This window comes from Apibacter muscae, from assembly GCF_007845635.1.
GTDB lineage: Bacteria > Bacteroidota > Bacteroidia > Flavobacteriales > Weeksellaceae > Apibacter > Apibacter muscae.
Genome location: NZ_SELG01000031.1, coordinates 147,606 through 174,366 on the forward strand (window position 1 = coordinate 147,606; position 26,761 = coordinate 174,366).

Here is a 26,761-nt window from a genome sequence, read left to right on the forward strand (position 1 = left end):
CTCATCTTTTTGTTGCAACAATTTGATTATCATACATTAAACTTATTTTTTTATAGGTACTAAACCCTACGTAATCTAAATATTTTGTATAGAATTCCTTTAAATTGGTTAACTTTTGTTTATTATTTTCAATTTTTCCGTATTCAATGTAGCAATCTGGAACATTAAGGATTAAATGATACAAATCTTTTTTCACCTTTTCAATTCCTACAATGTGATTTTTCAATAAATTGTCCTTACAAATAACCTGAACTAAATTAGCAATCCCTTCATATTCATCTTCTTGTATTTCTCCATTAACTAATAAACAAGGTAAAGAAAAATTTTTAGATAACGGAAAGCTATTTCCGTAATTATCCAAATAAAATTCATCCTTATTTGTCTTAATTCTAGCAATTGGTTGTTTTTGAACCACATGAATATTTATTTCACCATTTAAATCTATGTACACATTATTTTTCAATATAAATGGATTGGCATTTAAACTTTCTTCTGTTTTTATGGTATTTATATCTTTAATCTTATTTGCTTGAATTCCATTATGTGAGGATTGATCAACTATTTGTTTAACCATATCCTTAGTTATAAATTGAATTCGATCTGAATTATCAATTTGGATATTAATCTCATTTATATCTCTATTATCGTGTCTTTTTATTGCGAAATTCATTAAAAAAAACAGCGAGAGGATTAAAAACAATATTTTTATTAATCTATATTTCAGCTTCATTTAACCATTGTAATAAGGGTTGATAAAGTATATCTATATTTCCAGCTCCTACAGTTAACAGTATATCAAAATCTTTTTCTTTGATTATATCTAATGCCTTGTCTAGTGTGCTAACTTGCTTTTTATTTAATTGTATTTTTTTATTTAACCACTCAGAACTTACACCTTCAATAGGCAATTCTCTTGCAGGATATATATCTAATATTAATAATTGATCTGTTTGTTCCAAGCTTTTAGCAAAATCATTTGCAAAATCTCTTGTTCTTGTAAATAGATGGGGCTGAAATACTGTAAGTAAATTCTTCCCTGGATATAGGGATCTAATAGTCTCTATAGTTGCATTTAATTCCGATGGATGGTGTGCATAATCATCTATATAAATTTTACCATTTTTAAATGTATGATGGGTAAATCTTCTAGCTACTCCTTTGAATTCTGCTAAAGCTTTTCTTAACACACTTGGTGAAATACCCATTTTCAAGCCTATTCCTAAAGCTGCTATCGCATTTTCTATGTTATGTTTTCCTGGTATGGGTAGAATTAACCCTTCAATATTCAAATCAGGGGTTACCAGATCAAATGTAAATGTATGGTTCTCTATCTGTATATTTTCTGCATAATAATCTGCTTTTTCTGTTGCTGAATACGTAAAATGCTTTACATTTATGGGTAATCCTTTTTTTACTAACAAGAAACCTTCTTCTGGAATCAATTTCGCAAATTCATTAAAAGTATCTACTAAATGACTGGAATCATTATAGATGTCTAAGTGATCTGCATCCGTAGAGGTTATCGCAGCCATATTAGGAGACAATGCTAAAAAGGAACGATCGTATTCATCTGCTTCTACTACTGATATTTGATTACCGTTAAATATAAAATTTGTTTTGTAGTTGGCGGATATTCCTCCTAAAAAAGCGGTTGCTTTTAGATTAGCATATTTACACAAATGTCCTAACAGTGTACTTGTTGTTGTCTTTCCATGAGTTCCAGCAATTGCTAAACATTGTGTAAAACGAGTAATTTCTCCTAAAACTTTGGATCGTTTTAAAATAGTATAACCTTCTTCTATAAAATAATTCTTAATTTTTAAATGATTAGGTATAGCTGGTGTGTAAATGATTAATGTTTCTTCCTTATTAATATTTTCAGGTAACAATTCAGGATTATCATCATATATAATTGAAATATTCTCTTCTTCTAACTTTATGGTTAATTGAGTCTGTGTCTGATCATAGCCCCATACTTTAGCTCCTGAAAAGTTAAAGTATCTTGCAAGTGCGCTCATTCCTATACCTCCTATTCCAAGAAAATAAAAATTTTTATATGTATGAATATCTTTCATTATTAAAAATCTAAATTTATTTCTGTTAGTATTTGATCTACTATTTCTTCCGTTGCATTAGGCTTTGCCAATTTTCTAATATTTAAACTTAAGCTTTCTCTTAATTCCTGATTATTAATTAAATTTTCAATTTTTGGTAATAACTCCTGTGAGACATCTCTATCATTGACTTTTATAGCAGCTTCTTTTTTAACCAATTGTTCAGCATTTTTAGTTTGATGATCGTCTGCTGCAAATGGAAATGGAATTAATATGGTTGGCTTTCCTGCTAAACACAATTCTGAAATTGCTATAGCTCCTGCTCTGGATACAATTATATCTGCCGCAGCATAGGCAATTTCCATTTCTTTAATAAATTCTGTACAATGTATTTCTTTATTGTTAAAATTATTTTCTATATCTAGAGATGAAAAATCAGACTTACCTACCTGCCATAAAATCTGTGCACCTAAATTTATTACTTCGTTTGCCTTTTGTTTCCAAAAATTATTTATAGTTCTGGAGCCTAGAGAACCTCCAATTGAAAGTATCGTTAACTTTTCAGTATTCAATCCTAATTTTTCTTTGGCTTCCTTTTGTGAAATTTTATTTGTAAAAAGAGATTTTCTTACGGGATTACCTGTTAAACAAATTCTATTATTAGGGAAAAATTTATCCATACCTTCATAAGCTACAAAAATCCTTTTGGATTTAGCTGCCAACTTTTTATTTGTTATTCCTGCAAATGAATTCTGCTCTTGTAAAAAAATAGGAACTCCAGCATTTACAGCTGTAAATAAAGCTGGTCCCGAAGCGAATCCTCCTGTTCCAATAGCTGCATCCGGTTTAAATGTTCGTATGATTTTCTTTGCTTTTATTAAGCTTGAGATGAGTTTAATAGGAAAAGAAAGATTAGCTAACAGGGAAGATCGGGATAATCCTGAGATCCATAAACCTTCAATTTTATAACCTGCTTGTGGAACTTTTTCCATCTCCATTTTGTCTTGTGCTCCTATAAATAAGAATTCTGCATGAGGAATTCTACGCTTAATTTCGTCTGCAATAGCTATAGCGGGAAAAATATGTCCGCCAGTTCCTCCTCCACTTATTAAAAACTTAGGCGATTTCATAATTTTCTTTTTCTAGTTTACTGTTATTTTGATTCTCTTTATTAGGAATACCTCTACTTACACTTATTATAATTCCTAAAGCCATATACGTAACCCACATGGACGTTCCTCCATAGCTTAGTATGGGTAACGGTTGTCCCGTTACGGGAATTAAATTAACTGCTACTGCCATATTTGCAAAAGCTTGAAATATTACGGGTAAGCCTACTCCTACTACAAGTAAAGACCCAAAGGTATTTTCAATTCTTGTTGCTATTACTATAATTCTCCAGAGTATTAATATATATAGAAAAAAACATATAAAAACTCCTGCATACCCATATTCTTCAACGATAATGGCAAATATAAAATCTGAGGAGGATTGTGGTAATGTTTGTTTTAATGCGCTTTTCCCTGGACCTCTTGGGTTCATTCCTCCTTGTACTATGGCGGCTTTTGCTTGTTGTACTTGATAGCTTTCTTCATGTTCTTCTCCTAAGAAATTATCAACTCTACTTATCCAAGTGTGTACTCGATTGCTTGTAAAAGCATCTGGAAATTTCATTACTATAAAAATAAATAAGGTTATCGTAATTATTCCTATTCCTAATATTGATCCTATAATCTTTATGGGATAACCGCCTATAAATAATAGTGCTAGAGCCATAAAAAATATAATAAGCCCGGTGGAACCATTTGCTGGAAAAATTAATCCCACTATTAAAAATATAGGTAATAATATTGATACAAAGCTATTGTTAAATGTTATGAAAGAATTTCTGTTTCTATCTAAATATCTTGCTATATAAACGTTAAGCACTAAAGAGGCAAACGTGGATGTTTGAAAGGAAAAAGGCACTCCTGGCAATTTCAACCATCGAGAAGCATTGGCGCCTTCAATGTTATTACTCTGCATTAATGTTAACACCAATAAAAATATTACTATTGGAAGTAGTAATTTTGAAAATCCTCCAAAATATTTATAATCAAATTTTTGAAATATAAATACTATCCCTATTCCTACAATAATAAATCCTGCATGTTTGGCAAAGTGTTCCAATACGGATCCTTGTCCAACTACATATTGTAAGTTTGAGCTTGCTGAATAAACTGGAAGAAACGAGGTAAGCGATATAAGTATTATCGCTGCCCACAACGTTGAATCTCCTTTAAAATATTGTTTCAGTCTCAGCATTCTATGAATTATAGTTTTTTTACTTCTTCTTTAAATTGATTCCCTCTATCTTCATAATTTTTAAATAAGTCAAAACTTGCACAAGCAGGAGAAAGTAAAACTACATCATCTTTTTTCCCTAAAGAATAAGCTGCTTGCACCGCGTCTTTCATTGATTGTGTTTCTACAATTTCGGAAACTATATCTTTAAAAGTTTCAATTATTTTAGTGTTATCTAACCCCAGACATACGATGGCTTTAACTTTTTGCTCCACAAAGGGTATTAGCTCTGTGTAATCATTTCCTTTATCCTTTCCTCCTACTATCCAAATAACTGGTGAATTCATGGTTTCTAAAGCATAATAAACAGAATTCACGTTTGTGGCTTTGCTGTCATTTATAAAACTTATTCCGTTGATTTTATATGTAAATTCTAACCTATGTTCTACTGCCTCAAAATCTGCTAAACTTTGTTTTATAACTTCACTTTTAATTTTAGATAACTTGCCTGCAATTCCTGCTGCCATGGAATTGGCTACATTATGTTTTCCTGATAGTGCTAATTCATTAATTTTCATCTCTAATCTTTCTGAATTTACTTGTATTTTTATATTATTCCCATCCATGTAAGCTCCGTTTTTTACTTCGCTTTTTAAAGAAAAGGGGAATCGATTTGCTTCCGTGTTATTTTTATTAAACCATTCCAGTATCATTTTATCATCCTCATTGTATATAAAATAATCTTGTGGATCTTGATTTTTTGTAATTTTAAATTTTGCATCTATATAATTTTGATAATTATATCCGTATTCATCTAAATGATCAGGACTTAAATTCAAAATCATTGATATATGTGGCTTAAAATTTTGAATATCATCCAATTGAAAACTACTTATTTCCAAGATGTAGTAATCAAAATTTTCCTCTGACACCTGCCAAGCAAAACTTTTCCCTATATTTCCTGCCAATCCAACATTGTATCCAGCATTTTTAAAAATATGATAAGCCAATGAGGTTGTGGTTGTTTTCCCATTGGAACCGGTAATCGCAATTAGTTTTGCTCCTGTATATTGAGATGCAAACTCAATTTCTGACGATATTTTAATATTTTTTTCCTTTATTTTCTTAATTAATGCCGAATTTTTAGATATGCCCGGACTTTTGATGATCCAATCTGCATTTAATATTTTCTCCTCACTGTGTTTTTTTTCTTCATAGGAAATTTGCTTTTGGTTCAATACCATCTTATATTCTGGTTTGATTTCCCCTAAGTCGGTAAGGAAAACCTCAAATCCTTGCTTCTGTGCTAAAATTGAAGCACCAACTCCACTTTCTCCTCCACCTATTACTACCAACCTTTCCATAAGCTATCTTATTTTAAGAGTTATTATACATACTATGGCTAACATAAAACCTATAATCCAGAAGCGTGTTACAATTTTACTTTCATGATATCCTTTTTTCTGAAAATGATGATGCAATGGAGACATTAAAAAAATTCTTCTTCCTTCTCCGTATTTTTTCTTTGTATACTTAAAATAGCTTACTTGCATGATTACCGAAAGATTTTCAATTAAGAATATACCGCATAAAACTGGTATTAATAATTCTTTTCGTAAAACAATAGCTAATACAGCTATAATACCTCCAATGGTAAGACTTCCAGTATCTCCCATAAATACTTGTGCAGGATAGGTATTGTACCATAAAAATCCAATCAATGCTCCTGCAAATGCCGCTGAAAATATCACTATTTCTCCTGATTCTGGTATGTACATGAGGTTAAGATAATCTGCCATCATTATATTTCCCGAAACATAGGCGAATAGTGCTAAGGTTGCTACTATAATAGTGGAGCTTCCTGCTGCCAGCCCATCAATACCATCGGTTAAATTAGCTCCGTTGGAGACCGCTGTGATTATAATAATTACGATAGGGATAAAAACTATCCAGACTAAATTTTGTGCTTCACCTTCCTCTACACCTACCCAGGTTAGTATCTTGCTATAGTCAAATTGATTATTTTTAAAAAATGGTATCGTTGTTTTAAATGATTTTTCGCTAGGATAAAAGTCTTTTGCAAATTCTATATGGTGCGATCCTTCAATTTTTTCCTTGATTACAATATCATTATTCATATATAGAACAAGCCCGACAAATACACCTAACCCTACTTGACCTAATACTTTAAATTTCCCGTTTAATCCATCTTTGTTTTTTTTATGAATTTTTAAAAAATCGTCTAAAAACCCAATAATTCCCATCCAGATTGTAGATACAATTAGTATTATTACGTAGATGTTCTCTAATTGACAAAATAGTAACACCGGTATTAGGGTTGCTAAAATAATAATTACTCCTCCCATTGTAGGGGTGCCTTCTTTTTCTTTTTGACCTGTTAAGCCTAATTCTCTAACAGTTTCTCCGAGCTGTTTCCTTCTTAGTATCTTAATTATTCTTTTACCTATAATTAAGGATATAAATAACGAGGTAAAAACGGCTGCTAAGGCGCGAAATGTTATATATCTATACAATCCACTACCAGGTATATGGAAATGTTGATTTAAATATTCAAATATATCGTAAAGCATTTCTGTTAATCTCTAATTTGTTAATAATTCTTTTGCTATAAGCATGTCATCAAAAGGTAAACGTTCATCTTTCACTTCTTGATAGTCTTCATGCCCCTTACCTGCAATTAAAATAATATCCTTAGGTTTAGATATTTTAATTGCTGTTTTAATTGCTTGCTTTCTATCCGTAATTGAAAGATATTTATTTGTGTTTTGAGGTTCTATCCCACCTTCAATTTCTTTAATGATCTGTTCTGGCTCTTCATCTCTTGGATTGTCTGAAGTAATGATAGATAGATCCGAAAACCGAGTTGCTATTTTTCCCATAATCGGTCTTTTTTCTTTATCTCTATGCCCTCCACAACCAAATACAGTAATTAATTGTTCATTTCTTGTCCTTATCTGGTTTATAGCTTCTAAAATATTTTGGAGAGCATCTGGGGTATGTGCATAATCTACAATAATATATTTTTTATCATTTGATACATAGGTTTCAAAACGCCCTTTTACTCTGTTCAAATTACTCAAAGCTTTTAGAACTTCTGTTGACTCAAAACCTAGTTCTAAGGCTATCGAATATGCTAATAATTCATTATAGGCATTGAATTTACCTGCTAAAGAAGTCCAAAATTCTTGCTGATTAAAATTTAATAACATTCCATCCAATCGATTCTCAATTATTTTCCCCTTGTACATAGAATTTGATTTTAAGGAATAGGTTACTTTTTTGGCTTCGGTATTTTGAAGCATCACAAGTCCATTTTTATCGTCTATATTGCTTATAGCAATGGCTGACTTAGGCAAATCATCAAAAAATTTCTTTTTAGCTGCCAAATAATTAGCAAAAGTCTTATGATAATCCAAATGGTCGTGTGAAATATTTGTAAATGCACCCACTTTAAAGTTTAAACCTGCTAACCTTTCCTGATGTATTCCATGGGAACTAACTTCCATAAATGCATATTCACATTTTTTTTCTACCGCTTGTGACAACAATTGATTAATAGTTATTGGATCTGGAGTTGTATGTCGAGTATTTAATTTTTGATCTGCAATTCTGTTTTCAATGGTTGATAACAAGGCACAACGATATCCTAAATTTTGAAATAAATTGTATAATAAAGTAGCGGTGGTGGTTTTACCATTAGTCCCTGTTACTCCTACTAAAGTTATCTGATCTGAAGGATGATTGTAATAATTACTGGCAATAATTCCTAAAGCATAACTAGTATTTTTTACTTGTATGTACGTAACATTGGCTACAACATCTGTTGGAATTTCTTCACAAATAATTGCAACGGCTCCTTTATGGATTGCTGACTGTATATATTGGTGTCCATCTAAGTCATATCCTTTGATGGCTATAAAAACATCTCCCTGAACTATGGTACGGGAATCAAAAGATATATTAGAGATATTTATGTTAATATCTCCTATTTCCTTTTCTACTTTTATTTTATATATTATGTCTGAAAGTATTTTCATACACTTAATTTTAAATAAACAGTCATGCCTTTTTTTATTGGAATTCCTGTTATTGATTGTTGTACTACCTTCCCATTTCCTTTATATACTACCTTTAATCCTAAATTTTCCAACACTGGAATTGCATCTTTAGCATAATAACCTACCACATTAGGTACATTCTTGGTCTTTGGATTGACTTGTATTTTTTGGTTTTGGGTCAAAAATTGTTTTATGTTTTTAGAGATTTTTGTTTCATCCTCTTTAGGTAAGTTCAATGGTTTTTTTAAATACACTTTTCCTGCAATTTCTTTAAATACCGGTGAAGCTACTTGTGAACCATAAAATCCATTTTTCGGTTTATTAATCACTACAATGCATGAATATTCCGGGTTTTCAACTGGAAAAAAGCCACAAAAAGATGCTTGATACAATCTTCCTTTTCCTTTGGACCAATATTCCAATTGAGCGGTTCCGGTTTTGCCTGCCATAGATAAATTTGGAGTATATATACTTCTTGAAGTACCCTTTTCTACTGCATACGCTAACATTTGTTTTAAATCTTCTATAGCTTTAGACGAAGCCATATGTTTTTCTAAAACTATGGGAGAAAATTTTTTTATTATAATCCCTTTGTTTTCTATCTTATCCAGTAATTGAGGCTTCATTAATTTACCCCCATTTGCTACTCCATTGTAAAAGGTTAGTATTTGTAAAGGTGTTAATTTAACTCCATAACCGAAGGACATCCAAGGAAGTGTAACTGAACTCCATTTTTGGTCGTATTGAGGAATATAAGGAGCTCCTTCCCCCGGAATATCTATTCCTGTTTTTAAACCTATGTGCCAATTATTGATCTTCGCTAAGAAATCTTTTGGATTTTTTGAATAATATTTTACTACAGTTTTAGCTATTCCTACATTGCTTGATTGTGATAGTACTTGAGACAGGGTTATAGTACCTTGTCCATGATCATCTCTAACCACTTGATTTTTATATTTCCAAGCTCCTTCCCCTATGTCTACAGTTGTATTGGGTTCAACGTAGCCATCATCCAACAAGGCTAGCATTGATATTGTTTTGAATGTTGAACCTGGTTCAGATGCCTCCCAAACTGCAAAATTCCTTAAATCATCGTATTCTCCAGATTTTGTTCTTTGTAAATTGGTCAATGCAACTATTTTTCCTGTTTTTACATCCATAACTACAGCGCAACCGTGATCTGCTTCTGATTTCTCTAATTGATTTTGTAACGCAGAATAGGCAATGTCTTGAATTCGCATATCAATGGTCGTATACACATCGTTCCCATCTATAGGTTCCATTTCTATATTTATGGGCTTCCATTCTTTTTGATTAATTCTTTGTTGAATTTCTTTCCCGTTGGTTCCTTTTAAATATGAGGTGAATGCACCTTCTAAACCTGTTTTTCCTCGTTCATCGTCAAAGCCTAAAGTTCTATTTCCAAAACCTGAAATTGTTTTAATTCTTTCTAATCTTCTTTCGACTATAAAGCCTCCTTTATTTTGTCCTTTATTTAATATGGGGAATTTTTTAAGCCTAGTGAATTGTTCATAATCCAATCCAGTTGCTAATTTTAAATATTGATTATCCTTAATTCTAGCTTCATTTAATTTTTTATAGAAATAAAAGCTAGATTTACCAAACATTTTTCCAAGTGAATCGCAAAGAGATGATATATTTTCATCATACAATTTTTTGCGTATAGTTTTCATGTCCAACCGAATATCGTATTTCGTAATTGTTGTTGCTAACAATATTCCGTCTGACGCATATATGTTACCCCTTGCCGCTTGAATTTCTTCATTTCTAAAGTTTGTTGTTTGAGCAAGATTTCTATATTTTTCTGAATCTACGGTTTGAATAAATATAAGACGTGCAAATACTAGTACAGCAAATAATAGAACCATTGCTGCAACTAAATAAGTACGTGCTAATATGTCTTTATTCTCCTTATTCATTTTCTACATGCGGTACAATGATTTTGTACGGTTGTTTATCCAAAGCAAAAAGCGAATCAGACAGCACCATGCCTTCCAATTCAGACTCTACTTTCAGTTTCATTAATTTACTATGTACTAATGCATAACGTGCCTTATATTCTTCTGCTTCTTCTTTCAATTTAGATATGGTTACCACTTTCTGATCCACCAAATGAGAAGAAGTAATTGATATGAGTGATAAAAAAATAATAAACAAAATAAATCTCCATACAGAAATAGCATCCCCATCCACTAAAAATCTACCTTTTAGTATGTCTGAAATGCTTCTTTTTTTTATATTTTTTCTTTTTCTTGCCATTATCTTTTAATCGCTATTCTCATCTTAGCACTTCTGGCTCTTGGATTATCATTTATCTCATCTTCATCAGGAATTATAGCTTTTGATGATACTAAATCAAAGGGCTTATTCCAATTCCCATAAATATCTCTTTCAGGCTCTCCCTCAAATAAACCTGTTTTTAAAAATTTTTTTACCAAGCGATCTTCCAATGAATGATAAGAAATAAATACTAATACCCCACCCGGCATTAATAGATCATAACTCTGAACTAAAAGTTCTTTTAATGCATTTAATTCATCATTAACTTCTATTCTTAATGCTTGAAATAATTGGGCATAAAACTTATTCTGTTTGTACTGAGGGATTATCTTATCAAATATCTGCTTTAAATCCCCTGTAGTCTCCAACTCCTTCTCTTCCCTATTTTCAACAATTAAATGAGCTATCTTTCCAGGTCTTTGTAGCTCTCCATATAAATAAAAAATTTCTTTTAATTGCTCTTCAGAATAGGTGTGAAGTACCTCTTTAGCCGTTAAGGATTGTTGAATATTCATTCTCATATCTAAAGGTCCTTCAAAACGAGTAGAAAAACCTCTTTCTGGAACATCAAACTGATGAGAAGAAACCCCTAAATCCGCCAATATACCGTCAACATTTTCTATTTTATAGAATCGTAAAAAATTTTTAAGATACCTGAAATTCTGTGGAATTAGCGTAAATCTTGGATCTTCTATTTGATTGTTATAAGCATCAGAATCTTGATCGAACGCAAATAATTTACCTTCTGAATTTAGTTTTTCTAAAATCAAACACGAATGTCCTCCACCTCCAAAAGTGCAGTCTACATAAATTCCCTCTTTATTTTTTACCAAGGCTTCAACACTAGGGTGTAATAAAACCGGATTATGATATTCCCTCATCTTCAAAAATATTACCCATTACATCTTCCGCCAAACTAGCAAAATCATCATCATTTACACTAACCGCTTTTTCATAAAGATCTTTGTCCCATATTTCTATAACATTTATAGATGCCGCCACTACTACATTCTTATCTAGTTTAGCAAACTGAATAAGGTCTTTATTTACCTGCAATCGTCCATTGTTATCGATTTCTACATTTTTCAATCCTGCTGTAAACTGCCTAATAAAATCGTTATTTTTTTTAACGAAACGATTTAGCTTATTTATTTTACTCATCACCAAATTCCATTCAGAAATCGGATGCAATTCAAGACATGGTTGAAATACAGATCTTTTAAGCACAAAACCTTCTTCCAAAAGGGATTCCATCTGCTTTTTTAACCCTGAAGGCAAAAGCATTCTCCCTTTAGAATCAAGCGTACATTCATATGTTCCGATAAGATTCAACATGATGATAACAATATTTCAAAAGTAAAAAATAATTTCTACTTCCTCCCACTTTTACCCACTTTTGTTGAAAACTTTTACAACTTATTATGTATTAATAAGTTGAACGAAAAAATAAATTTTTAAAATTTATTTAACAGAACCAATCATATACTAGATCTTTTCTATAAGATTTTATTTACAAACATTTGTGAATCCATGAAATAATTAAAGAAATTCAAAATGATTTAATTCTAAATCTTTAGAACTTTATTTTTTAAATTATAAAGAGAGGGTCGGAACTAAGTGTTTTTTAAAAAAAATTACTATTCTCTTCCCAATTCTTTGGCTTTAGTTGTTATTAAGTTGGTAAGGTATATGGTAAATATGGGAAACATCATCATACCTATGGCAGCTAATAATACAGTTAATACTTTACCTGTAATTGAAATTGCAACTATGTTGCTACCTACAGTAGTAACATTCATAAATGCCCACCATATGGCATCTCCATAACCGTTTATTTGAGGATTTATCGTATATTCAATAGCATAAAAGGCTAGGCTAGAAAAGTAAACTGTTGCCATAAGCATTGATAGATAGGTAATAAACAAACTAGATATTTTATTATTTGTAAACCATCCCACTACTATTGCCAATGCATATCCACCGCGCAAAAGAGGAATAAAACGTATTAAATACATCGCTTCTGATGGCAATTGTATATGATATAAATAAATAATATTTTGATAAGGAATGGATATAATTAGGAATATAAAATGTGATTTAAAATATTTCCATCTATTCTCGGATAAAAATATTTCTATGAAGAAGCTAAATAAAAACCATAAACATATCCAGTATTGAATTTTTAAATAGTTGTTTTGTGCATACGTGTCAATACCTCTAAAGATATCAATAGACATACTAACAACCAAAAAAACTGATAGTAATAGAATTGAAATTTGTAAAAAATTTTTAATATACTTTTCTAATAAGTGAGATGAGTTCATTTCTAATGAAATTATATTTTATAAGTAGATATTCTTATATGTAAAACTTCTTTAACAAATACTATGCTATTACAGAGCTAGCACCAAAATCGTATAAACGATACATTATTAAAAAATAAATTTCATTCAATTTTATCACTAGATTCAAATTGAATTATAAAGCTCTATTCACAAAAATGTTTGATTAACTATTATTATTAGTATTTTTGAATGGTCTTTCGATAAAAATATGAATATAAAAAATTTTATTTTAAAAGGAAATTTAGTCCTACAAATTGCTATTGGTTTATTTTTAGGTGTTCTATTGGCAGTTTACTTACCTACCTATGCTATTTCTGTGAAGGTCTTAGGTGAACTTTTTTTAACTGCTTTAAAATCAGCAGCGCCTGTATTGGTTTTTATTCTAGTTATGTCTGCAATTACCAATCATAAAGTTGGACAAAAGACAAGTATACAATCTATAATAATTTTATATTTATTTGGAACATTTCTCGCAGGATTATTTGCTGTTATTTTTAGCTTTATATTTCCGGTAACTTTAACTTTAATACAGCAAAAACCTTTGGAAATGGTTCCTCCTTCCAGCATTGTTGACGTTTTAAAAGGCCTGCTACTAAATTTTGTAGATAATCCTGTAAATGCTTTAATTAATGGAAACTTTATAGGCATACTCGCTTGGGCTATAGGATTAGGAATCGCTTTAAGACATTCTTCTGAATCAACCAAAAAAGTAGTAACAGACTTATCCAATGCATTTACTCATGTTGTACGTATTATCATTCGTTTTGCTCCCATTGGTATTTTTGGTTTAGTAGCTTCAATTTTAGCAGAAACGGGTTTAAACGTTTTATGGGATTATATTAAACTTGTAAGTGTTTTATTAGGAACCATGATATTTATTGCCTTAGTGATAAACCCTATAATTGTCTTTTTTAAAATTCGAAAAAACCCTTATCCTTTAGCCATTAGATGTTTAAAAGAAAGTGGTATAACTGCTTTTTTTACTCGAAGTTCTGCCGCAAATATTCCTGTGAATATGGAATTATGTAAAAAATTAAATTTGCATGAGGACACTTATTCTATATCTATTCCTCTTGGAGCAACTATCAATATGCAAGGAGCTGCAATAACCATATCAATTCTTACACTAGCCGCAGTACATTCATTAGGAATAGAAGTAGATATTTTCTCTGCTATCTTATTGAGTTTAGTCTCTGCCTTATGTGCCTGTGGCGCGTCTGGCGTAGCAGGAGGTTCATTACTATTAATACCTTTGGCTTGTAGTTTATTCAAAATCCCTCAAGATATTGCTTGGTCTATTGTTGTAATAGGGATGACCATTGGGGTTGTACAAGACTCAGCAGAAACTGCTCTAAATTCATCCACCGATGTACTTTTTACCGCAGCGGCTTGTATTGCAGACGAGAATAAAAAAAACATATAATGGTAAAAGCTATTTTCTTTGATATTGATGGTACTTTAGTAAGCTTTAAAACTCATAAAATTTCAATTGATGTTTTAGAAGCCTTAGAAAAGCTTAGAAGTAAAGGAATAAAATTATTTATTGCTACGGGGCGTCATAAATTGGAAATCGACCAGTTCAATGATTTTATTTTTGATGGATATGTTACTCTAAATGGTCAATATTGTTATACTCCGGAAAAAGTTCTATACAAAAACCCCATTGATAAAGACGCTGTAGAGAAAATCATTTCTTTTTCTGAAAATACAGAAAATGCGTATATGCTTTTTGGTGAAAACTTAGTAGGTATAAATAGAATAAACCAAAGGGTAGAAGATACTTTAAAACAGTTAAAAATTGAGAATTTTAAAATTGGAGATCTTCATTCTTTTATAGAAATGGATGTGTTTCAAATGATTAGTTTTACTCCTTCTGAAGAGGAAAATACACTAAAACGAGAATTCCCTAACTGTGATTTTACTCGATGGAATCCCTTATTTGTAGATATAAACCCAAAGGGTGGAAATAAAAAAGCGGGGATTTTAAAAATATTAGACTATTTCAACATATCTACCAACGAAATTATGGCTTTGGGTGATGGTGAAAATGATATCTCTATGCTAGAATTAGCTAAATATAGTATAGCTATGGGAAATGCTTCTGATTTAGTAAAATCTAAGGCAAATTATATTACTGATGATGTTGATAACCATGGAGTCATAAAGGCGTTGCAACATTTCAATATTTTATAGATTTTTACTTATAAACTTTCCTGCTAATTTAAAACACTACTTATGAAAAAATTATTCAAAATTATTGCCTATTTCCTATCTTCCATAATCGTTTTTATAATCCTTTATTTTTTAGCAGCAAATATTCTTTCGAGAATAGTTATTCAAAAAGAAAAAGACTTTTCTAAAGATTTGGCCATTTATATTTCAACGAATGGAATGCATACAGATTTAATATTACCGGTAAAAACCGAAACTATAGATTGGAGTAAGGAAATAAAGTATACAGACACGAAGGGAAAGGATAATATTCAAAAGTATATTGCTTTGGGTTGGGGAGATAAAGGTTTTTACTTGGATGTTCCAGACTGGGATCACGTGAAACCTTCCATTGCGTTTAAAGCTGCCTTTGGATTAAGCACCACAGCCATTCATGCTACTTATCTTAAAGAGGTAGTGGAAGACAAAGACTGTAAAAAGATTATGATTTCTAAAGAGCAATATAATAAGTTAGTAGAATTCATAAAAAATGATTTTCAACTAGATGGTAATGGTCATATAATAAACATAAAAACTGAGAAAACTTATGGCAGTAACGATGCCTTTTATGAAGCTACAGGTACTTACCAAATGTTTTACACCTGTAATACATGGGCAAATACAGCTTTAAAAAAATCTGGACTTAAATCTTGTTTATGGACTCCTTTTCAAGAAGGTATTTTTAGACTTTATAAATAAAAATTCTTAAATGAATCACTTAAATTTTACCTATGCCATCTATATTTTCCTTTAATTTCATATTCATAATTTTCTCATAAACACTTTTGGTAGTTTCTCCTGATTTAGAAAAATTAAAAATTGTCATTCCAGTATCTAAATTAAAGTAAAAATTCCCTTCCTCTGATCCTTTAATTGAAAACCATTGCAAAGCTCCATTTTGAGCTTGCACCCCTATCCAATAAATGGAAACCTTATCTAAGTTAAATTCTAATAATTCAAATTGTTTTTTAGTACCTCTAAAAAACAATTTACCTTCATGGGCATAAAGAATTCCACTACATTCAAAAGCTGCAAATTTAAAAAAAGCATTATTCTTTCTTTCAGAATTAATCCTCATTGGAGCATAAAATTCTACATTGGAAGGCAATGTATTAATAATATTTTTCCTTTTTCTTTTTCTTGATTGTGAAGTTAAAAAGGCTACTAAAAAAATTGGAACAAGTATTAACATAATCATTCCTAGCACCCCAAGGATCAATACAACCATTATATTCATAGTTTAGTTTTTTTGATTATGCTTTATATTCAACAATTGCTTTCACAAATGAAGCTGCATTTTCCAGAGGAATATTGGGAAGTATTCCATGTCCTAAATTGGCTATATAATTTCTGACTCCAAATTCACGAACCATTTGTTGCGCTTCATCGTAGATTTTCTGTGGAGATGAAAGTAATTTTGCCGGATCAAAATTTCCTTGTAGCGTTATCTTACCTCCAGAAAATTCTCTAGCTTTTTGTGGTGTAATTGTCCAATCTACTCCTAAAGCGGATGCTTTAGACTTTGACATAGCATCTAATGCAAACCAACAACCTTTTCCAAAAACAATAACTGGTGCTTTTTCTGCTAAAGCTTCTACAATCTGATTGATATATTTCCATGAGAATTCTTCGTAATCTTTAGGAGAAAGTAAACCGCCCCAACTATCAAAAATCTGTACCGCATCTACTCCATATTCAACTTTCTTTAAAAGATATTCTATGGTATAATCCGTGATTTTTTGTAATAGTATATGTGCTAGTTCAGTATTTTTAAAAGCAAAGGCTTTAGCTCTGTCAAAGGTTTTAGAGCCTTTTCCTTCTACGGCATAGCAAAATATGGTCCATGGACTTCCTGCAAAACCAATCAAAGGAATTTCGTTTTTTAACAGTTCTTTGGTTATAGAAATTGCTTTAAAAACATAATCTAAACTTTCTTCTACAGGTGCATTTTGCAATCTATCTACATCTTCTTTTGAAGCTATAGGATTTGCTAAAAATGGTCCTACAGATTCTTTCATTTCGAAAGGCATACCCATTGCTTGAGGAATGACTAAAATATCTGAAAAAAGAATTGCAGCATCCAAAGGAAAACGTTGGATAGGCATTAGCGTAATTTCTGCAGCTAATTCTGGAGTTTGGCAACGTGTAAAGAAATCGTATTGATCTCTCATAGCCCTAAATTCAGGTAGAAATCTCCCCGCTTGGCGCATCATCCACACCGGTGGTCTTTGTACTTCTTTTCCTTTTAGTGCGTCTAAAAATAAAGTATTTTTAATCATTGATGGTTTCTTTTATTAGGGTAAGTAATGACTCTTTAGTAGTTTCTTCAGGATAATAAACCGGTAGGTCTCCGGCTAAATCTTTCACTGCTTTAGCAGTGGTTTTACCGCTTACAAAAACCAAAGCATCTCGAGGTATTTGATTCATGGAAAGATAGGATTTTACAGCGGAAGGACTCATAAACACCAAAGCATCATACTTTTCGTTAACTTTAGTAGGTTTTAAAGTAGTTTTATAACATTCAATCCCTATAACCTCCACTCCATTTTTTCTTAAAGAATCAGGCAGAGTACTTAACGAAAGATTACCTTTAAAAAAAACATATTTTTTCACTTCTGTTTCTAACATTCTTTCTAAAAGATCTTCTGCATAATTAGAAATAAAACTTATTTCTCTATTTTGCCCAAACAATTCTTTAGCTGTATTTTTTCCTACCACATAAAAATCTCCTTCTAACTCTATATTTTTGATCGCTTGCACAGCATTTCCACTGGTAACTATAAAAGAATTAACCTCATTAGGAAGATAAGGAATTATCTGACTTTCTGGATAAATCTCTGTTTCTATAAAAGGAATATAATCAATTTGCAACCTCTTATCATTTTCTTCTGGAAGAGTGAATGTAGAGGTAACTAAAACTTTTTTCATTACTTAATTAAGTTTAGATAACAAATATAAAGTAATTTCAATTTATACGTTTATATTTCAACAATCATATTCAAAGACGGTTATAAACTAAGCATTCAAGTATCCTCATTCATTAGTCTTATTATTTAAAAATTTGTTTACTGTTTAATCCAATTATTAATGATTTGCCTTCCATAAAAAGTCATGAAAGATTCCGGATGAAACTGTAACCCTTTTAAATCCCAAGTGGTATGAGAGACTGCCATAATTGAATGATCTATACTTTCTGCTATCACTTTTAAGCTAAGAGGTAAACAATCTTTATCTGCCAACCAAGAATGGTACAATCCTACTTCAATGGTAGTAGGTAGATTTTGAAATATTTTTTCTTGCTTATTGATAATTATTGTTTTTTTTATTCCGTGATTTACTTTTTCAAGATTTAAAAGCTTTCCTCCTAAACATTCAACAATTGCTTGGTGCCCTAAGCATATCCCTAATATACTTTTAGTTTGTTTAAATTCTTCAATTACTGAAAATAGATTGGGGGTATTTTTAGGTATGTCCGGACCTGGTGATAAAACAATTTTATCAAATTTAATTAGATCTTCCATTTGTATCCTATCATTGGGAATAACTTCTAGGGTACAATTTAAGTTTTCATCGAAAAGTTGAAATAAATTTCCTGTAAAAGAATCATAGTTATCAATTAAAGCTATCTTTACTTTCATATATACAGTTAATTATTTTATATTTTTGTTTTTTTTAAATTTAATGAAAATAAATAGGAGTGCTATTGAAAAAATGAATGACCTGGGGAGGAAACAAATTCCTTTTCTATTCATTCTTGATTTCTCTGAAAATGAAAACATCATCCTTCCTCTCTCTAAAATTAGTCCTGAATCTATTTTATATGATTTTGAAGGATTCACAAATCTTACACCTAATTTATTTCATATAAATACAATTCCTAAACTTAGTTACACCTACCACCCCATTGCCTTTGCTGAATACGAAAAACAGTTTAATTTAGTGAAAAAAGAAATTGCTTTTGGCAATTCTTACCTCATCAATTTAACTACAGCAACCCCTATAGATGTAAACATAGATCTAAAGGATATTTTTTTGGTTAGCAAAGCTAAATATAAACTTTGGCTAGACCATCAATTTGTATGTTTTTCACCAGAAACTTTCGTTAAAATAAATAATGGGAAAATTTATTCTTTCCCGATGAAGGGAACGATAGACGCTTCTATTCCCAATGCTAAAAAAATTATTCTTGAAGATCTTAAAGAAACCTCTGAACATTATACTATAGTGGATTTAATTCGTAACGATCTTAATTTGGTTTCCAAAAAAGTGAAAGTGGATATTTTCAGATATCTGGATGAAATAAATACACAAAGGGGTAAGTTATTACAAGTGAGTTCCCAAATCAGTGGTGAATTAGAACCTAATTGGCAATGCAATATAGGTAACATCTTTCATAAACTACTACCTGCAGGCTCTATTACTGGAGCTCCTAAAAAAAGGACCGTTGAAATTATAAATTCTATTGAAACTTTCCCTAGAAATTTCTATACCGGTGTAGCTGGAATCTTTGATGGTAGATCAGTGAATAGTATGGTAATGATTAGGTTCATTGAAGAAACGATAGACCATAAATATCTTTATAGAAGTGGGGGAGGTATCACTTGCTTTAGTGAGGTTCAAAAGGAATATAACGAGTTAATTCAAAAAATTTATGTACCGATTTCTTGAAACTATTTTAATTAAAAATCATTCTTTTCAAAATATTGCCTATCATAATCAACGAGCCAATAATACTTGCCAATTCTTTTTTAAAAAGAAACTAGTCCAAGATATTTCTGAAGTAATTTCTATTCCTCCTGAATTAGAATATAAAGAAACTTATCGTTGTAGAATTATTTATACAGATATAATTGAAAAGGTTGAATTTATTCCTTACTTACAAAAACCTATCAATTCTATTCAGGTAGTTTATAACGATGATATTGAATATTCTTTTAAGTTTGAAAACCGAAGCGCTCTTGATGCCCTAAAGATAAATTCTTCGGCAGACGATATTCTAATTGTTAAAAACAACTACATTACTGATACTTCGATTGCAAATATCTTGCTTAGAAAATATGGTCAATGGTACACGCCTAAGCATCCTCTTTTGCATGGAACTGAAAGACAAAGATTATTAGATTTAAATTTTATCATAGAGAAGGATATCTCAATTGATTCTATCGATGAATACGACTCATTTTGTTTAATTAATGCTCTTAGACCTTTTTCGAATAATCATGTTCTTAGTTGTAAGAATTTAATTTTTTAACATTAGTTATTCCCTTAAAATTTGGTAATCGTGGATTTGTAGTACACAGCTTTCTCCTATTGCATAATAATCCTCACTGGAAAACCATATGCGCTTTCTCTGCCCTATAGCTTCAACTAAATAAGAACTTCCTAAAAAATAACTTTTTAAAACTTTAACTTGTAATTCTCCTTCTTCTTCCGCATAAAGCTGATGGGGATAAACTAGAATTTTAGTTGCTTCTATACCTTTAAATAATTCTGGAAAGTTTTCTTTGGTAAATATATTAATCTCACCAAATAAACGAGCAACATATTCATTTACCGGATTTTTATATAAATAACTAGGTTTGTTTTTTTGTACAATTTTTCCGTCTTTTATAATTACCATTTCATCTGCATATGCCAAAGCATCTTCTATTTCATGTGTTGCTAATAGAATTGAAATATTGTTTTCTTTAGCAAAATCAAAGACAGCTCTTTTTAATATATTCTTTTTAAAAGTATCAACCTGAGAAAAAGGTTCATCTAATAATAACAAGGAAGGAGTTTGGGCTAGAACTTTTGCTAAAGCTACTCTTTGTTTTTGCCCTCCGCTTAAATGTATACATTTAGTTTCTATAAACGAAGACATCTCTACCAAATCTAACAAGAAGAAAATCCTTTCTTGCTTTTCATCCATATCAATATTCGATAAAAATCTGCCTACATTATCTCCAACGGTTGCATAAGAATCTAATCCAAATTCTTGTTCTAAATATTTAAATTCCGGTTCACCAGGAACTAAATTTCCTTTCATCCCAGATAACTTTCTATGATTGTAATAAATTTCTCCTTCTTGCCATTCTAACATTCCATAAATAAGTTTCAAGATGGTGCTTTTCCCACTTCCACTTTCACCTATTAATGCTAGCATCTTCCCTTGTTCCAAGTTAAAAGATAAGCCCTCAATATTTTTTTTATCCTCGTTGTAAGAGAAAGATATATTTTTTACTTCTAACATGGTAACCATTCATTTAAAAATTCAATTGTTTATAAAGGTAGTTAAAACAAATGCTTTGCTAAATTATAAATTCATTTTAAATTTAACAACGTATCTACCAACATGATTAATTTAATAATCATCAACATTATCTTTAAGCTATTTCAACGATTTAATAAACCGTCTGAACGAAAAAAATTGATGTGTTTTTTAGCAGTAAATAGTATTTAAAATTACTTTATTACTCTCTAAAGCTGAGTATTCAATAATTAATCCATCTAAAACTGAAAATAAATAAATGGTTGAATATCCGAAGATTTTACTTGCGCCACTAGTATAACCACTATAAATAAAAATAACAAGGCAACAAGATATGGGGCTTTTTCTATTTTTGTTTTGAATGATTCTTCCCATTCCACTGGAGTAAAATGCAGAATAAAACCTACTAACATAAGAAAAAAGACCAATTTATATCCACTTATCATTTGTACGAGAATATGGGGCTCAAATTTATAGATCACCTGCCCTAACATAGTCCAGGCAGTTTGCATATCTGAAACCCTAAAGAATATCCAACAAAAGCATACAAAATGAAAAGTAATTATTACAGCTAACAGATTAATCCAAATATTAGATTTTTTATTATTTTTTTCAGTTATTCCAAAAATATTCATGTAGGTTTTATGAATGGCTAATGCTAGTCCGTGCATGGCTCCCCACAATATAAATCGCATAGAAGCCCCATGCCAAAGCCCTCCCAACAGCATGGTGGTCATTTGATTGAAACTACCAAAAACTGCTTTTTTCTTGTTGGAAGAAAGTAAAATAGACAGGGAGAAAAATCCTATGAAAATTACAGCGATCAACATTTGCCAATAACTCTGATTTTGAATTCCTACAATTCCCCATACCAATAATCCTATAAAAAAGAGTACCGGAAAGAAATACCCAAAAAAATTCCCGTATCGGTTTCCTCCTAAAGAAAAATAAAGATAATCTTTTAACCAAGAGGATAAACTTATATGCCAACGATGCCAAAATTCTGTAATATTTTTTGCCTGATATGGGGAATTAAAGTTTTTAGGAAAATGAAATCCTAATAATAACGCAATCCCGATAGCCATATCGGAATAACCAGAAAAATCACAGTAAATTTGCAAAGCATAACCGTAAATACCAAAAAGGTTTTCTATACCTGAATACAATTGTGGCTGATCAAATATACGATCTACAAAATTAGCACCTATATAGTCTGAAATTACAGATTTTTTAAATAGACCTATGGTAATTAAAAACATTCCTCGCCCAATCATGGACTTAGTTATAATCGTAGGACGATTATACAATTGGGGTATAAAATCGTAAGCTCTAATGATAGGACCTGCTACAAGTTGTGGGAAAAAAGAAACAAAAAAGCCGTAATCTAACAGATTTTTCACGGGTTTAATTTTATTCCTATAAATATCTATTATATAACTCATAGACTGGAAGGTAAAAAAAGAAACTCCCACAGGAAGAAAAATATCAATTTTCTTATACTCGTTATGAGTAACAGCATTAAAAGAATCAATTAAGAAATTGGTATACTTAAAATGAACCAATATCCCTAAGTTTACAGCCAAACTAAAAAACAATAATGTTTGTCTTGCAATCTTATTTTTTGCTTTGTACAAAACAAAGCCTACAAAAAAGTCGAAAAACACACAAAAGATAAGAACTAAGTAATAATAACCACTAGATCGGTAATAAAAATATAACGAGAATAGTATAACATAAATTACTTTTGGAAAGTGGGTACGATGTACTAGTGCATACCCTATCATAAAGAAAGTAAAGATGAAAACAAAAAAGCCGCTATTAAAAATTAATGGCTCTAGGGGATTGAAATAAAATTGTTCAATTAATTTATGTGCATCTATATTCTGAATGAATTTTTGAAACACATTCAGTTCTTTTGCTTCATTACTTAGTGGTAACATATTCTTTGTAAGAATTTATTAAGGCATTGTACAATAATTCCCCTTGTAGTCTATACCCTTTCGCATTGTAGTGTATTAAATCTTTACTAATCAATTGATTATTTTTCCAATTTTGTGCATTTCCAGTAATTTCTTGTAAATCCCAAAAAGCTAATTGATTTTCTTTGCAATAAGCAACTAAAATATCTCTAACCCTTTTCAATTTAGGGTTTTGATATTTTTTATTAATATATGAATTGGCTGGAGTAGTGATTAAAAACGGAACTTCTGGGTTATATTTCCTTAAATTAGTTATAAATTTATGTACTTCTGATTTGAAATCTTCCTCATCAAAATTTTTTCTAAAGGCCTCATTAGTTCCTAAAGAAATTATGATTAAATCAGGGTTTAAAAATGGAGTTTCTTCATTAAAGTATTCTGAGGTATCGTAATGATAATACTCTGCACCATTTACCCCTATGCTATGATAGACAATACCATTCTCCTCGTTTTCTGTATTTATGCCTAAGATGGTTGTATGTGTTTGTTCCAAACTTGTTTTTAAACTTAAAATTTCTACTTCATTCGTGGGTTGACTAAACTTAATTTTAGATACATTAGGATTCTTTTCATCAATAAAATTTTTTAGATTTATAACTTCTCCATGAATCAAATCTTTAGCAAATAAATCATAGCTTTTACCATCATTTTCAAAAAAAACAGTCATTGAAGAAAAAGCGTATTCATGGGGTAATCTAAATATAAAAGTTGAAGCTGAATCCAAGGACTTTAAAGATATTCCTCCAATCCCCGTTGGTTGCGGTATTAATGGTTTACAATTTCTTTTGCCTTCCCATTTAAACTGAGAAGTAGAAATAATATCATCTGGAGAATTTGTTCCGGCAACTTTATAAGGTACTATTAATCCTCTTCCTGCATTTCCAAAAACTTTTTGCAACTGCTTACGTGGTACTTGGGTAATTTGATTGGGTTGCAAATGTGAATCTCCAATATGTAAGATATTAATTTTACGGCTCGATGCTTGATCTAGTTTTTTAAAAAAGGGCTGTAACTCTTGGGAATTATGGATTACATTTTTATTCTCTTGAACAAATGAGTATGTATTTTCAATTGTTAATTGTGAACATCCATATTGAAACCCAAATAAAAATGCTACAATAAAAAAATAAAAGGATTTAGTTATTTTTATATCTTTCATATTCAAACAATAAACTTTTATATAGTGATGAACCTATTTCCTTGCCTCCTAAAAAATTTAGATGAGTATAATCTAAATTAGCTTTGGGTGGTTTAGACTTTACATAATTAACCATGGAGTTCTCCCCACCCATTGCCTCATACATATTCCAGAAAGCGATTTTATTTTCTGCGGCTACGGAACGCTGTGCATCTATCATTAATTTTATCGTTGGCATAGTCTTGTATTGACCATTAATTTTTCTACTTCTATCTCCTACACCTACTAACAATATTGCGGCTTGTGGATAAGCTTCTTTTACTTCAGCCACAACCTTATTCATCATACGGGTATACCAACTTAAGTCTTTAGTCTTTTCATTCACAGCGTTAATTCCATATTGTAATATTACTAGCTTGTAATCTTGGATTTTATTTAGGGCTTTATGCATTTCATCTGAACTAGATAAAAGTGATAAGCCTGAATTCCCTCTTAATGAAAAATTATCTACATAAACACCAGAAGATCCTTCAAAGGAAACCCCGTAAAGGTAGGTATTAGGGGAAGTTGAAAATGATAAATTTACATTTTTTGCAGGGTGATAATTTACCTCAACTATATTCATCAACGTCCCTGCCTCTGCCTTTACTTCTTGAGTTTCTTTATCTGTCTCTACTTTAATCTTTAAAGTATTTGGAGTTTGATAAAAAAGTCGAAACCCGGGAATGTATTCTGTTCTAGATGAAAAATTAGTTCCATAAAAAGAAGCTTCATTTCCCGTTAAAGGGATTGTACATATTCCAAAGGGTGGATAAGGAACTTTTTCTTTAGGGTTATGCACCGCATCAAAATTTTTAAAACCTTTGAAATTTTCTTTTATTGTTTGTCTAAATTGAGCAACTTCTGAAGCAATGGGAACCCATCCCACTCCACTTCCTCCAAACTTATCTTGCAACAAATTTCTAAAATCTCCAGATAAAATATCTCCTTCAATGAAACTATCACCAAAAAAAGCTATACGAACTTTATCTTTTTCTAAACTTATATTTTGTAGATGATGAAATAAATTCCCAAAATAATTCTGATCTTCAGAATAATCTTCTATACAGATTTGCCCTTCTGGACATTGGATCTTATTCTGCGGTTTTATTGCTACTATTGGTAAATTTTCTTCTACCGTGGGTACTTCATTTTCAACATCTGAGAACATATCTATAGTCTTCAACTCATATCCCATTATATTGATAGGAGGAAGATAACGCATAGCAATCAATCCCGCTAAAAAAATTAGGCATAGTATAGGAATATAAAAGGTTTGATCTTTTTTCACTTTCTTTTAAAAAAAATTAAATCTAAATAGTTAGTTTTGAAACATAATTATTTCACAATCTTTTCGTTAATATTATAAAATATAATTAATGAAAAACGTTTTTTTGGGTAGTTTTATTACATTTTTTTTTATATTTTCTTGCAACAAAGATAATACAAATCAACACTCTAATAATATAAATGTAAACAATTCATTAAAAACAAAATCTCAAGAATATACTATAGATACTAATATCAGTTCAGTTAATTGGACCGGCTATAAAATTGAAAAGTCATTAAATCTAAGCCATTTTGGAACGCTATCTTTTAAAAAAGGATTTTTAAAAACCAAAAATAATAATGTTGAAAGTGGAATTTTATATATTGATATGAATTCTATAAAAAACCATGACATTCAAAATTCCTCCCAAAACAATAAATTAATAAATACTCTTAAAAACAAAGATTTTTTTTCTGTCACTAAATATCCTATTGCTGAATTTGTTTTAAACTCTGTACAAAAAATTGATGGAAATTCTGACTTTAATTTTTCACTTATTGGTACTTTAAAAATAAAAGGTCAATCAAAAAATATTCGTGTTAAAACAAATATTAGAAATGAGAATGATAAATTATTTCTAAATACTGAGAAATTCTCAATCAACAGAAAAGATTTTAATTTAAACTATCAAGGATTGCCTAATATTCTTATTCAGGATCATTTTGATTTACAAATCAGCCTAGTTGCCAATTCTAAAAACACTTGCAACTAGATTTTCAATTTTAAAATTTACTGAAATTATTGCATTTTTG

26 protein-coding genes are annotated in these 26,761 nt (G+C 30.5%); 6 read left to right on the plus strand and 20 right to left on the minus strand.

All coding sequences use genetic code 11. The features are described from left to right. Position 1 precedes the first annotated feature (1 nt). The 12 genes from ETU08_RS04700 to ETU08_RS04755 all read right to left on the minus strand — a co-directional run bounded on the left by ETU08_RS04700 (position 2) and on the right by ETU08_RS04755 (position 13,041). Positions 2-670, minus strand: a complete 669-nt coding sequence (locus ETU08_RS04700) for a cell division protein FtsQ/DivIB (RefSeq protein ID WP_146261864.1) — start codon at positions 668-670, stop codon at positions 2-4. A gap of 43 nt (positions 671-713) precedes the next feature. Beyond that, the gene (gene murC, locus ETU08_RS04705; protein WP_146261865.1) at positions 714-2,075 is read right to left on the minus strand and encodes a UDP-N-acetylmuramate--L-alanine ligase; all 1,362 of its coding nucleotides are present in this window, start codon (positions 2,073-2,075) and stop codon (positions 714-716) included. 2 nt (positions 2,076-2,077) lie between these two features. Next, entirely contained in the window at positions 2,078-3,184 is a 1,107-nt protein-coding gene (murG, locus tag ETU08_RS04710) for an undecaprenyldiphospho-muramoylpentapeptide beta-N-acetylglucosaminyltransferase (protein WP_146261866.1), read from the minus strand. After that, a complete protein-coding gene (locus tag ETU08_RS04715; RefSeq protein ID WP_146261867.1) occupies positions 3,171-4,358 on the minus strand; it encodes an FtsW/RodA/SpoVE family cell cycle protein in 1,188 nt (395 codons plus the stop codon). The genes murG and ETU08_RS04715 overlap by 14 nt, the downstream gene beginning before the upstream one ends. 8 nt (positions 4,359-4,366) lie before the next feature. Beyond that, a complete protein-coding gene (gene murD / locus ETU08_RS04720; RefSeq protein ID WP_146261868.1) occupies positions 4,367-5,701 on the minus strand; it encodes a UDP-N-acetylmuramoyl-L-alanine--D-glutamate ligase in 1,335 nt (444 codons plus the stop codon). Positions 5,702-5,704: 3 nt separating this feature from the next. Next, positions 5,705-6,928, minus strand: coding sequence for a phospho-N-acetylmuramoyl-pentapeptide-transferase (gene mraY / locus ETU08_RS04725; protein WP_146261869.1), 1,224 nt, complete (start codon positions 6,926-6,928; stop codon positions 5,705-5,707). Positions 6,929-6,940: 12 nt separating this feature from the next. Further along, complete coding sequence (locus ETU08_RS04730; protein WP_146261870.1) at positions 6,941-8,395, minus strand: UDP-N-acetylmuramoyl-L-alanyl-D-glutamate--2,6-diaminopimelate ligase; 1,455 nt, start codon at positions 8,393-8,395, stop codon at positions 6,941-6,943. Then, complete coding sequence (locus tag ETU08_RS04735; protein ID WP_146261871.1) at positions 8,392-10,356, minus strand: penicillin-binding protein; 1,965 nt, start codon at positions 10,354-10,356, stop codon at positions 8,392-8,394. The genes ETU08_RS04730 and ETU08_RS04735 overlap by 4 nt, the downstream gene beginning before the upstream one ends. Then, positions 10,349-10,696, minus strand: coding sequence for an FtsL-like putative cell division protein (locus tag ETU08_RS04740; RefSeq protein ID WP_146261872.1), 348 nt, complete (start codon positions 10,694-10,696; stop codon positions 10,349-10,351). Before ETU08_RS04740 ends, ETU08_RS04735 begins: the two co-directional genes overlap by 8 nt. Beyond that, the gene (rsmH, locus tag ETU08_RS04745; RefSeq protein WP_146261873.1) at positions 10,696-11,598 is read right to left on the minus strand and encodes a 16S rRNA (cytosine(1402)-N(4))-methyltransferase RsmH; all 903 of its coding nucleotides are present in this window, start codon (positions 11,596-11,598) and stop codon (positions 10,696-10,698) included. The genes ETU08_RS04740 and rsmH overlap by 1 nt, the downstream gene beginning before the upstream one ends. Further along, the gene (mraZ, locus tag ETU08_RS04750) at positions 11,582-12,052 is read right to left on the minus strand and encodes a division/cell wall cluster transcriptional repressor MraZ (RefSeq protein ID WP_146261874.1); all 471 of its coding nucleotides are present in this window, start codon (positions 12,050-12,052) and stop codon (positions 11,582-11,584) included. Before mraZ ends, rsmH begins: the two co-directional genes overlap by 17 nt. A 302-nt stretch (positions 12,053-12,354) precedes the next feature. Next, entirely contained in the window at positions 12,355-13,041 is a 687-nt protein-coding gene (locus ETU08_RS04755; protein ID WP_146261875.1) for a potassium channel family protein, read from the minus strand. A 229-nt stretch (positions 13,042-13,270) separates the two neighbouring features. Between ETU08_RS04755 and sstT the strand changes: the two genes are divergently transcribed. From sstT to ETU08_RS04770, 3 genes are read left to right on the plus strand one after another with little or no spacing between them, the layout of a single operon-like run. Next, a complete protein-coding gene (sstT, locus tag ETU08_RS04760; RefSeq protein WP_146261876.1) occupies positions 13,271-14,485 on the plus strand; it encodes a serine/threonine transporter SstT in 1,215 nt (404 codons plus the stop codon). Beyond that, positions 14,485-15,255 carry a Cof-type HAD-IIB family hydrolase gene (locus ETU08_RS04765; RefSeq protein ID WP_146261877.1) on the plus strand — a complete coding sequence of 257 codons (771 nt, stop codon included), beginning with the start codon at positions 14,485-14,487 and terminating at the stop codon, positions 15,253-15,255. Before sstT ends, ETU08_RS04765 begins: the two co-directional genes overlap by 1 nt. A gap of 42 nt (positions 15,256-15,297) precedes the next feature. Beyond that, complete coding sequence (locus ETU08_RS04770; RefSeq protein ID WP_146261878.1) at positions 15,298-15,972, plus strand: TIGR02117 family protein; 675 nt, start codon at positions 15,298-15,300, stop codon at positions 15,970-15,972. A 19-nt stretch (positions 15,973-15,991) separates the two neighbouring features. Here ETU08_RS04770 and ETU08_RS04775 read toward each other — a convergent pair whose 3' ends face one another. From ETU08_RS04775 to ETU08_RS04790, 4 genes are all read right to left on the minus strand, one after another. Further along, positions 15,992-16,510: a hypothetical protein gene (locus tag ETU08_RS04775; protein ID WP_146261879.1), complete on the minus strand. Its 519-nt coding sequence runs from the start codon at positions 16,508-16,510 to the stop codon at positions 15,992-15,994. 16 nt (positions 16,511-16,526) lie between these two features. Beyond that, on the minus strand, positions 16,527-17,552 hold the full coding sequence (hemE, locus tag ETU08_RS04780) for a uroporphyrinogen decarboxylase (RefSeq protein ID WP_146261880.1): 1,026 nt from the start codon (positions 17,550-17,552) through the stop codon (positions 16,527-16,529). After that, positions 17,545-18,201, minus strand: a complete 657-nt coding sequence (locus tag ETU08_RS04785) for a uroporphyrinogen-III synthase (RefSeq protein ID WP_146261881.1) — start codon at positions 18,199-18,201, stop codon at positions 17,545-17,547. Before ETU08_RS04785 ends, hemE begins: the two co-directional genes overlap by 8 nt. Positions 18,202-18,338: 137 nt before the next feature. Next, a complete protein-coding gene (locus ETU08_RS04790) occupies positions 18,339-18,911 on the minus strand; it encodes an anthranilate synthase component II (RefSeq protein WP_146261882.1) in 573 nt (190 codons plus the stop codon). A gap of 43 nt (positions 18,912-18,954) precedes the next feature. On the opposite strand from ETU08_RS04790, the gene ETU08_RS04795 reads away from it, so the two are divergent. Then, positions 18,955-19,941 (plus strand): aminodeoxychorismate synthase component I, encoded by a 987-nt coding sequence (locus ETU08_RS04795; protein WP_146261883.1) that lies wholly within the window; start codon positions 18,955-18,957, stop codon positions 19,939-19,941. After that, entirely contained in the window at positions 19,925-20,524 is a 600-nt protein-coding gene (locus ETU08_RS04800; protein ID WP_146261884.1) for an aminotransferase class IV, read from the plus strand. The genes ETU08_RS04795 and ETU08_RS04800 overlap by 17 nt, the downstream gene beginning before the upstream one ends. 6 nt (positions 20,525-20,530) lie before the next feature. Here the strand turns inward: ETU08_RS04800 and ETU08_RS04805 are convergent, their stop codons facing one another. The 4 genes from ETU08_RS04805 to ETU08_RS04820 form a co-directional block, all read right to left on the minus strand. Beyond that, entirely contained in the window at positions 20,531-21,514 is a 984-nt protein-coding gene (locus tag ETU08_RS04805; protein ID WP_260391064.1) for an ABC transporter ATP-binding protein, read from the minus strand. Between the two features lie 248 nt (positions 21,515-21,762). Continuing rightward, positions 21,763-23,463: an MBOAT family O-acyltransferase gene (locus ETU08_RS04810; protein ID WP_146261885.1), complete on the minus strand. Its 1,701-nt coding sequence runs from the start codon at positions 23,461-23,463 to the stop codon at positions 21,763-21,765. Further along, positions 23,447-24,661 (minus strand): GDSL-type esterase/lipase family protein, encoded by a 1,215-nt coding sequence (locus tag ETU08_RS04815; protein ID WP_146261886.1) that lies wholly within the window; start codon positions 24,659-24,661, stop codon positions 23,447-23,449. Before ETU08_RS04815 ends, ETU08_RS04810 begins: the two co-directional genes overlap by 17 nt. Continuing rightward, positions 24,639-25,970 carry an SGNH/GDSL hydrolase family protein gene (locus ETU08_RS04820; protein WP_146261887.1) on the minus strand — a complete coding sequence of 444 codons (1,332 nt, stop codon included), beginning with the start codon at positions 25,968-25,970 and terminating at the stop codon, positions 24,639-24,641. The genes ETU08_RS04815 and ETU08_RS04820 overlap by 23 nt, the downstream gene beginning before the upstream one ends. Positions 25,971-26,058: 88 nt before the next feature. Here ETU08_RS04820 and ETU08_RS04825 point away from each other — a divergent pair, with 88 nt between their 5' ends. Further along, entirely contained in the window at positions 26,059-26,721 is a 663-nt protein-coding gene (locus ETU08_RS04825; protein ID WP_146261888.1) for a YceI family protein, read from the plus strand. The last annotated feature ends 40 nt before the right edge of the window (positions 26,722-26,761 follow it).

Bases quoted from the DNA above. Each gene is read 5' to 3' on its own strand.
- ETU08_RS04770 (WP_146261878.1), top strand. From the start codon at position 15,298: ATGAAAAAATTATTCAAAATTATTGCCTATTTCCTATCTTCCATAATC.
- ETU08_RS04755 (WP_146261875.1), bottom strand. From the start codon at position 13,041: ATGAACTCATCTCACTTATTAGAAAAGTATATTAAAAATTTTTTACAA.
- ETU08_RS04825 (WP_146261888.1), top strand. From the start codon at position 26,059: ATGAAAAACGTTTTTTTGGGTAGTTTTATTACATTTTTTTTTATATTT.
- murD (WP_146261868.1), bottom strand. From the start codon at position 5,701: ATGGAAAGGTTGGTAGTAATAGGTGGAGGAGAAAGTGGAGTTGGTGCT.
- hemE (WP_146261880.1), bottom strand. From the start codon at position 17,552: ATGATTAAAAATACTTTATTTTTAGACGCACTAAAAGGAAAAGAAGTA.
- ETU08_RS04790 (WP_146261882.1), bottom strand. From the start codon at position 18,911: ATGAAAGTAAAGATAGCTTTAATTGATAACTATGATTCTTTTACAGGA.
- sstT (WP_146261876.1), top strand. From the start codon at position 13,271: ATGAATATAAAAAATTTTATTTTAAAAGGAAATTTAGTCCTACAAATT.
- murG (WP_146261866.1), bottom strand. From the start codon at position 3,184: ATGAAATCGCCTAAGTTTTTAATAAGTGGAGGAGGAACTGGCGGACAT.
- ETU08_RS04775 (WP_146261879.1), bottom strand. From the start codon at position 16,510: ATGAATATAATGGTTGTATTGATCCTTGGGGTGCTAGGAATGATTATG.
- ETU08_RS04795 (WP_146261883.1), top strand. From the start codon at position 18,955: ATGAAAATAAATAGGAGTGCTATTGAAAAAATGAATGACCTGGGGAGG.
- ETU08_RS04730 (WP_146261870.1), bottom strand. From the start codon at position 8,395: ATGAAAATACTTTCAGACATAATATATAAAATAAAAGTAGAAAAGGAA.
- ETU08_RS04805 (WP_260391064.1), bottom strand. From the start codon at position 21,514: ATGGTTACCATGTTAGAAGTAAAAAATATATCTTTCTCTTACAACGAG.
- ETU08_RS04735 (WP_146261871.1), bottom strand. From the start codon at position 10,356: ATGAATAAGGAGAATAAAGACATATTAGCACGTACTTATTTAGTTGCA.
- ETU08_RS04715 (WP_146261867.1), bottom strand. From the start codon at position 4,358: ATGCTGAGACTGAAACAATATTTTAAAGGAGATTCAACGTTGTGGGCA.
- ETU08_RS04765 (WP_146261877.1), top strand. From the start codon at position 14,485: ATGGTAAAAGCTATTTTCTTTGATATTGATGGTACTTTAGTAAGCTTT.
- ETU08_RS04800 (WP_146261884.1), top strand. From the start codon at position 19,925: ATGTACCGATTTCTTGAAACTATTTTAATTAAAAATCATTCTTTTCAA.
- mraZ (WP_146261874.1), bottom strand. From the start codon at position 12,052: ATGTTGAATCTTATCGGAACATATGAATGTACGCTTGATTCTAAAGGG.
- murC (WP_146261865.1), bottom strand. From the start codon at position 2,075: ATGAAAGATATTCATACATATAAAAATTTTTATTTTCTTGGAATAGGA.
- ETU08_RS04740 (WP_146261872.1), bottom strand. From the start codon at position 10,696: ATGGCAAGAAAAAGAAAAAATATAAAAAAAAGAAGCATTTCAGACATA.
- mraY (WP_146261869.1), bottom strand. From the start codon at position 6,928: ATGCTTTACGATATATTTGAATATTTAAATCAACATTTCCATATACCT.
- rsmH (WP_146261873.1), bottom strand. From the start codon at position 11,598: ATGAGGGAATATCATAATCCGGTTTTATTACACCCTAGTGTTGAAGCC.
- ETU08_RS04785 (WP_146261881.1), bottom strand. From the start codon at position 18,201: ATGAAAAAAGTTTTAGTTACCTCTACATTCACTCTTCCAGAAGAAAAT.
- ETU08_RS04815 (WP_146261886.1), bottom strand. From the start codon at position 24,661: ATGAAAGATATAAAAATAACTAAATCCTTTTATTTTTTTATTGTAGCA.
- ETU08_RS04810 (WP_146261885.1), bottom strand. From the start codon at position 23,463: ATGTTACCACTAAGTAATGAAGCAAAAGAACTGAATGTGTTTCAAAAA.
- ETU08_RS04700 (WP_146261864.1), bottom strand. From the start codon at position 670: ATGAATTTCGCAATAAAAAGACACGATAATAGAGATATAAATGAGATT.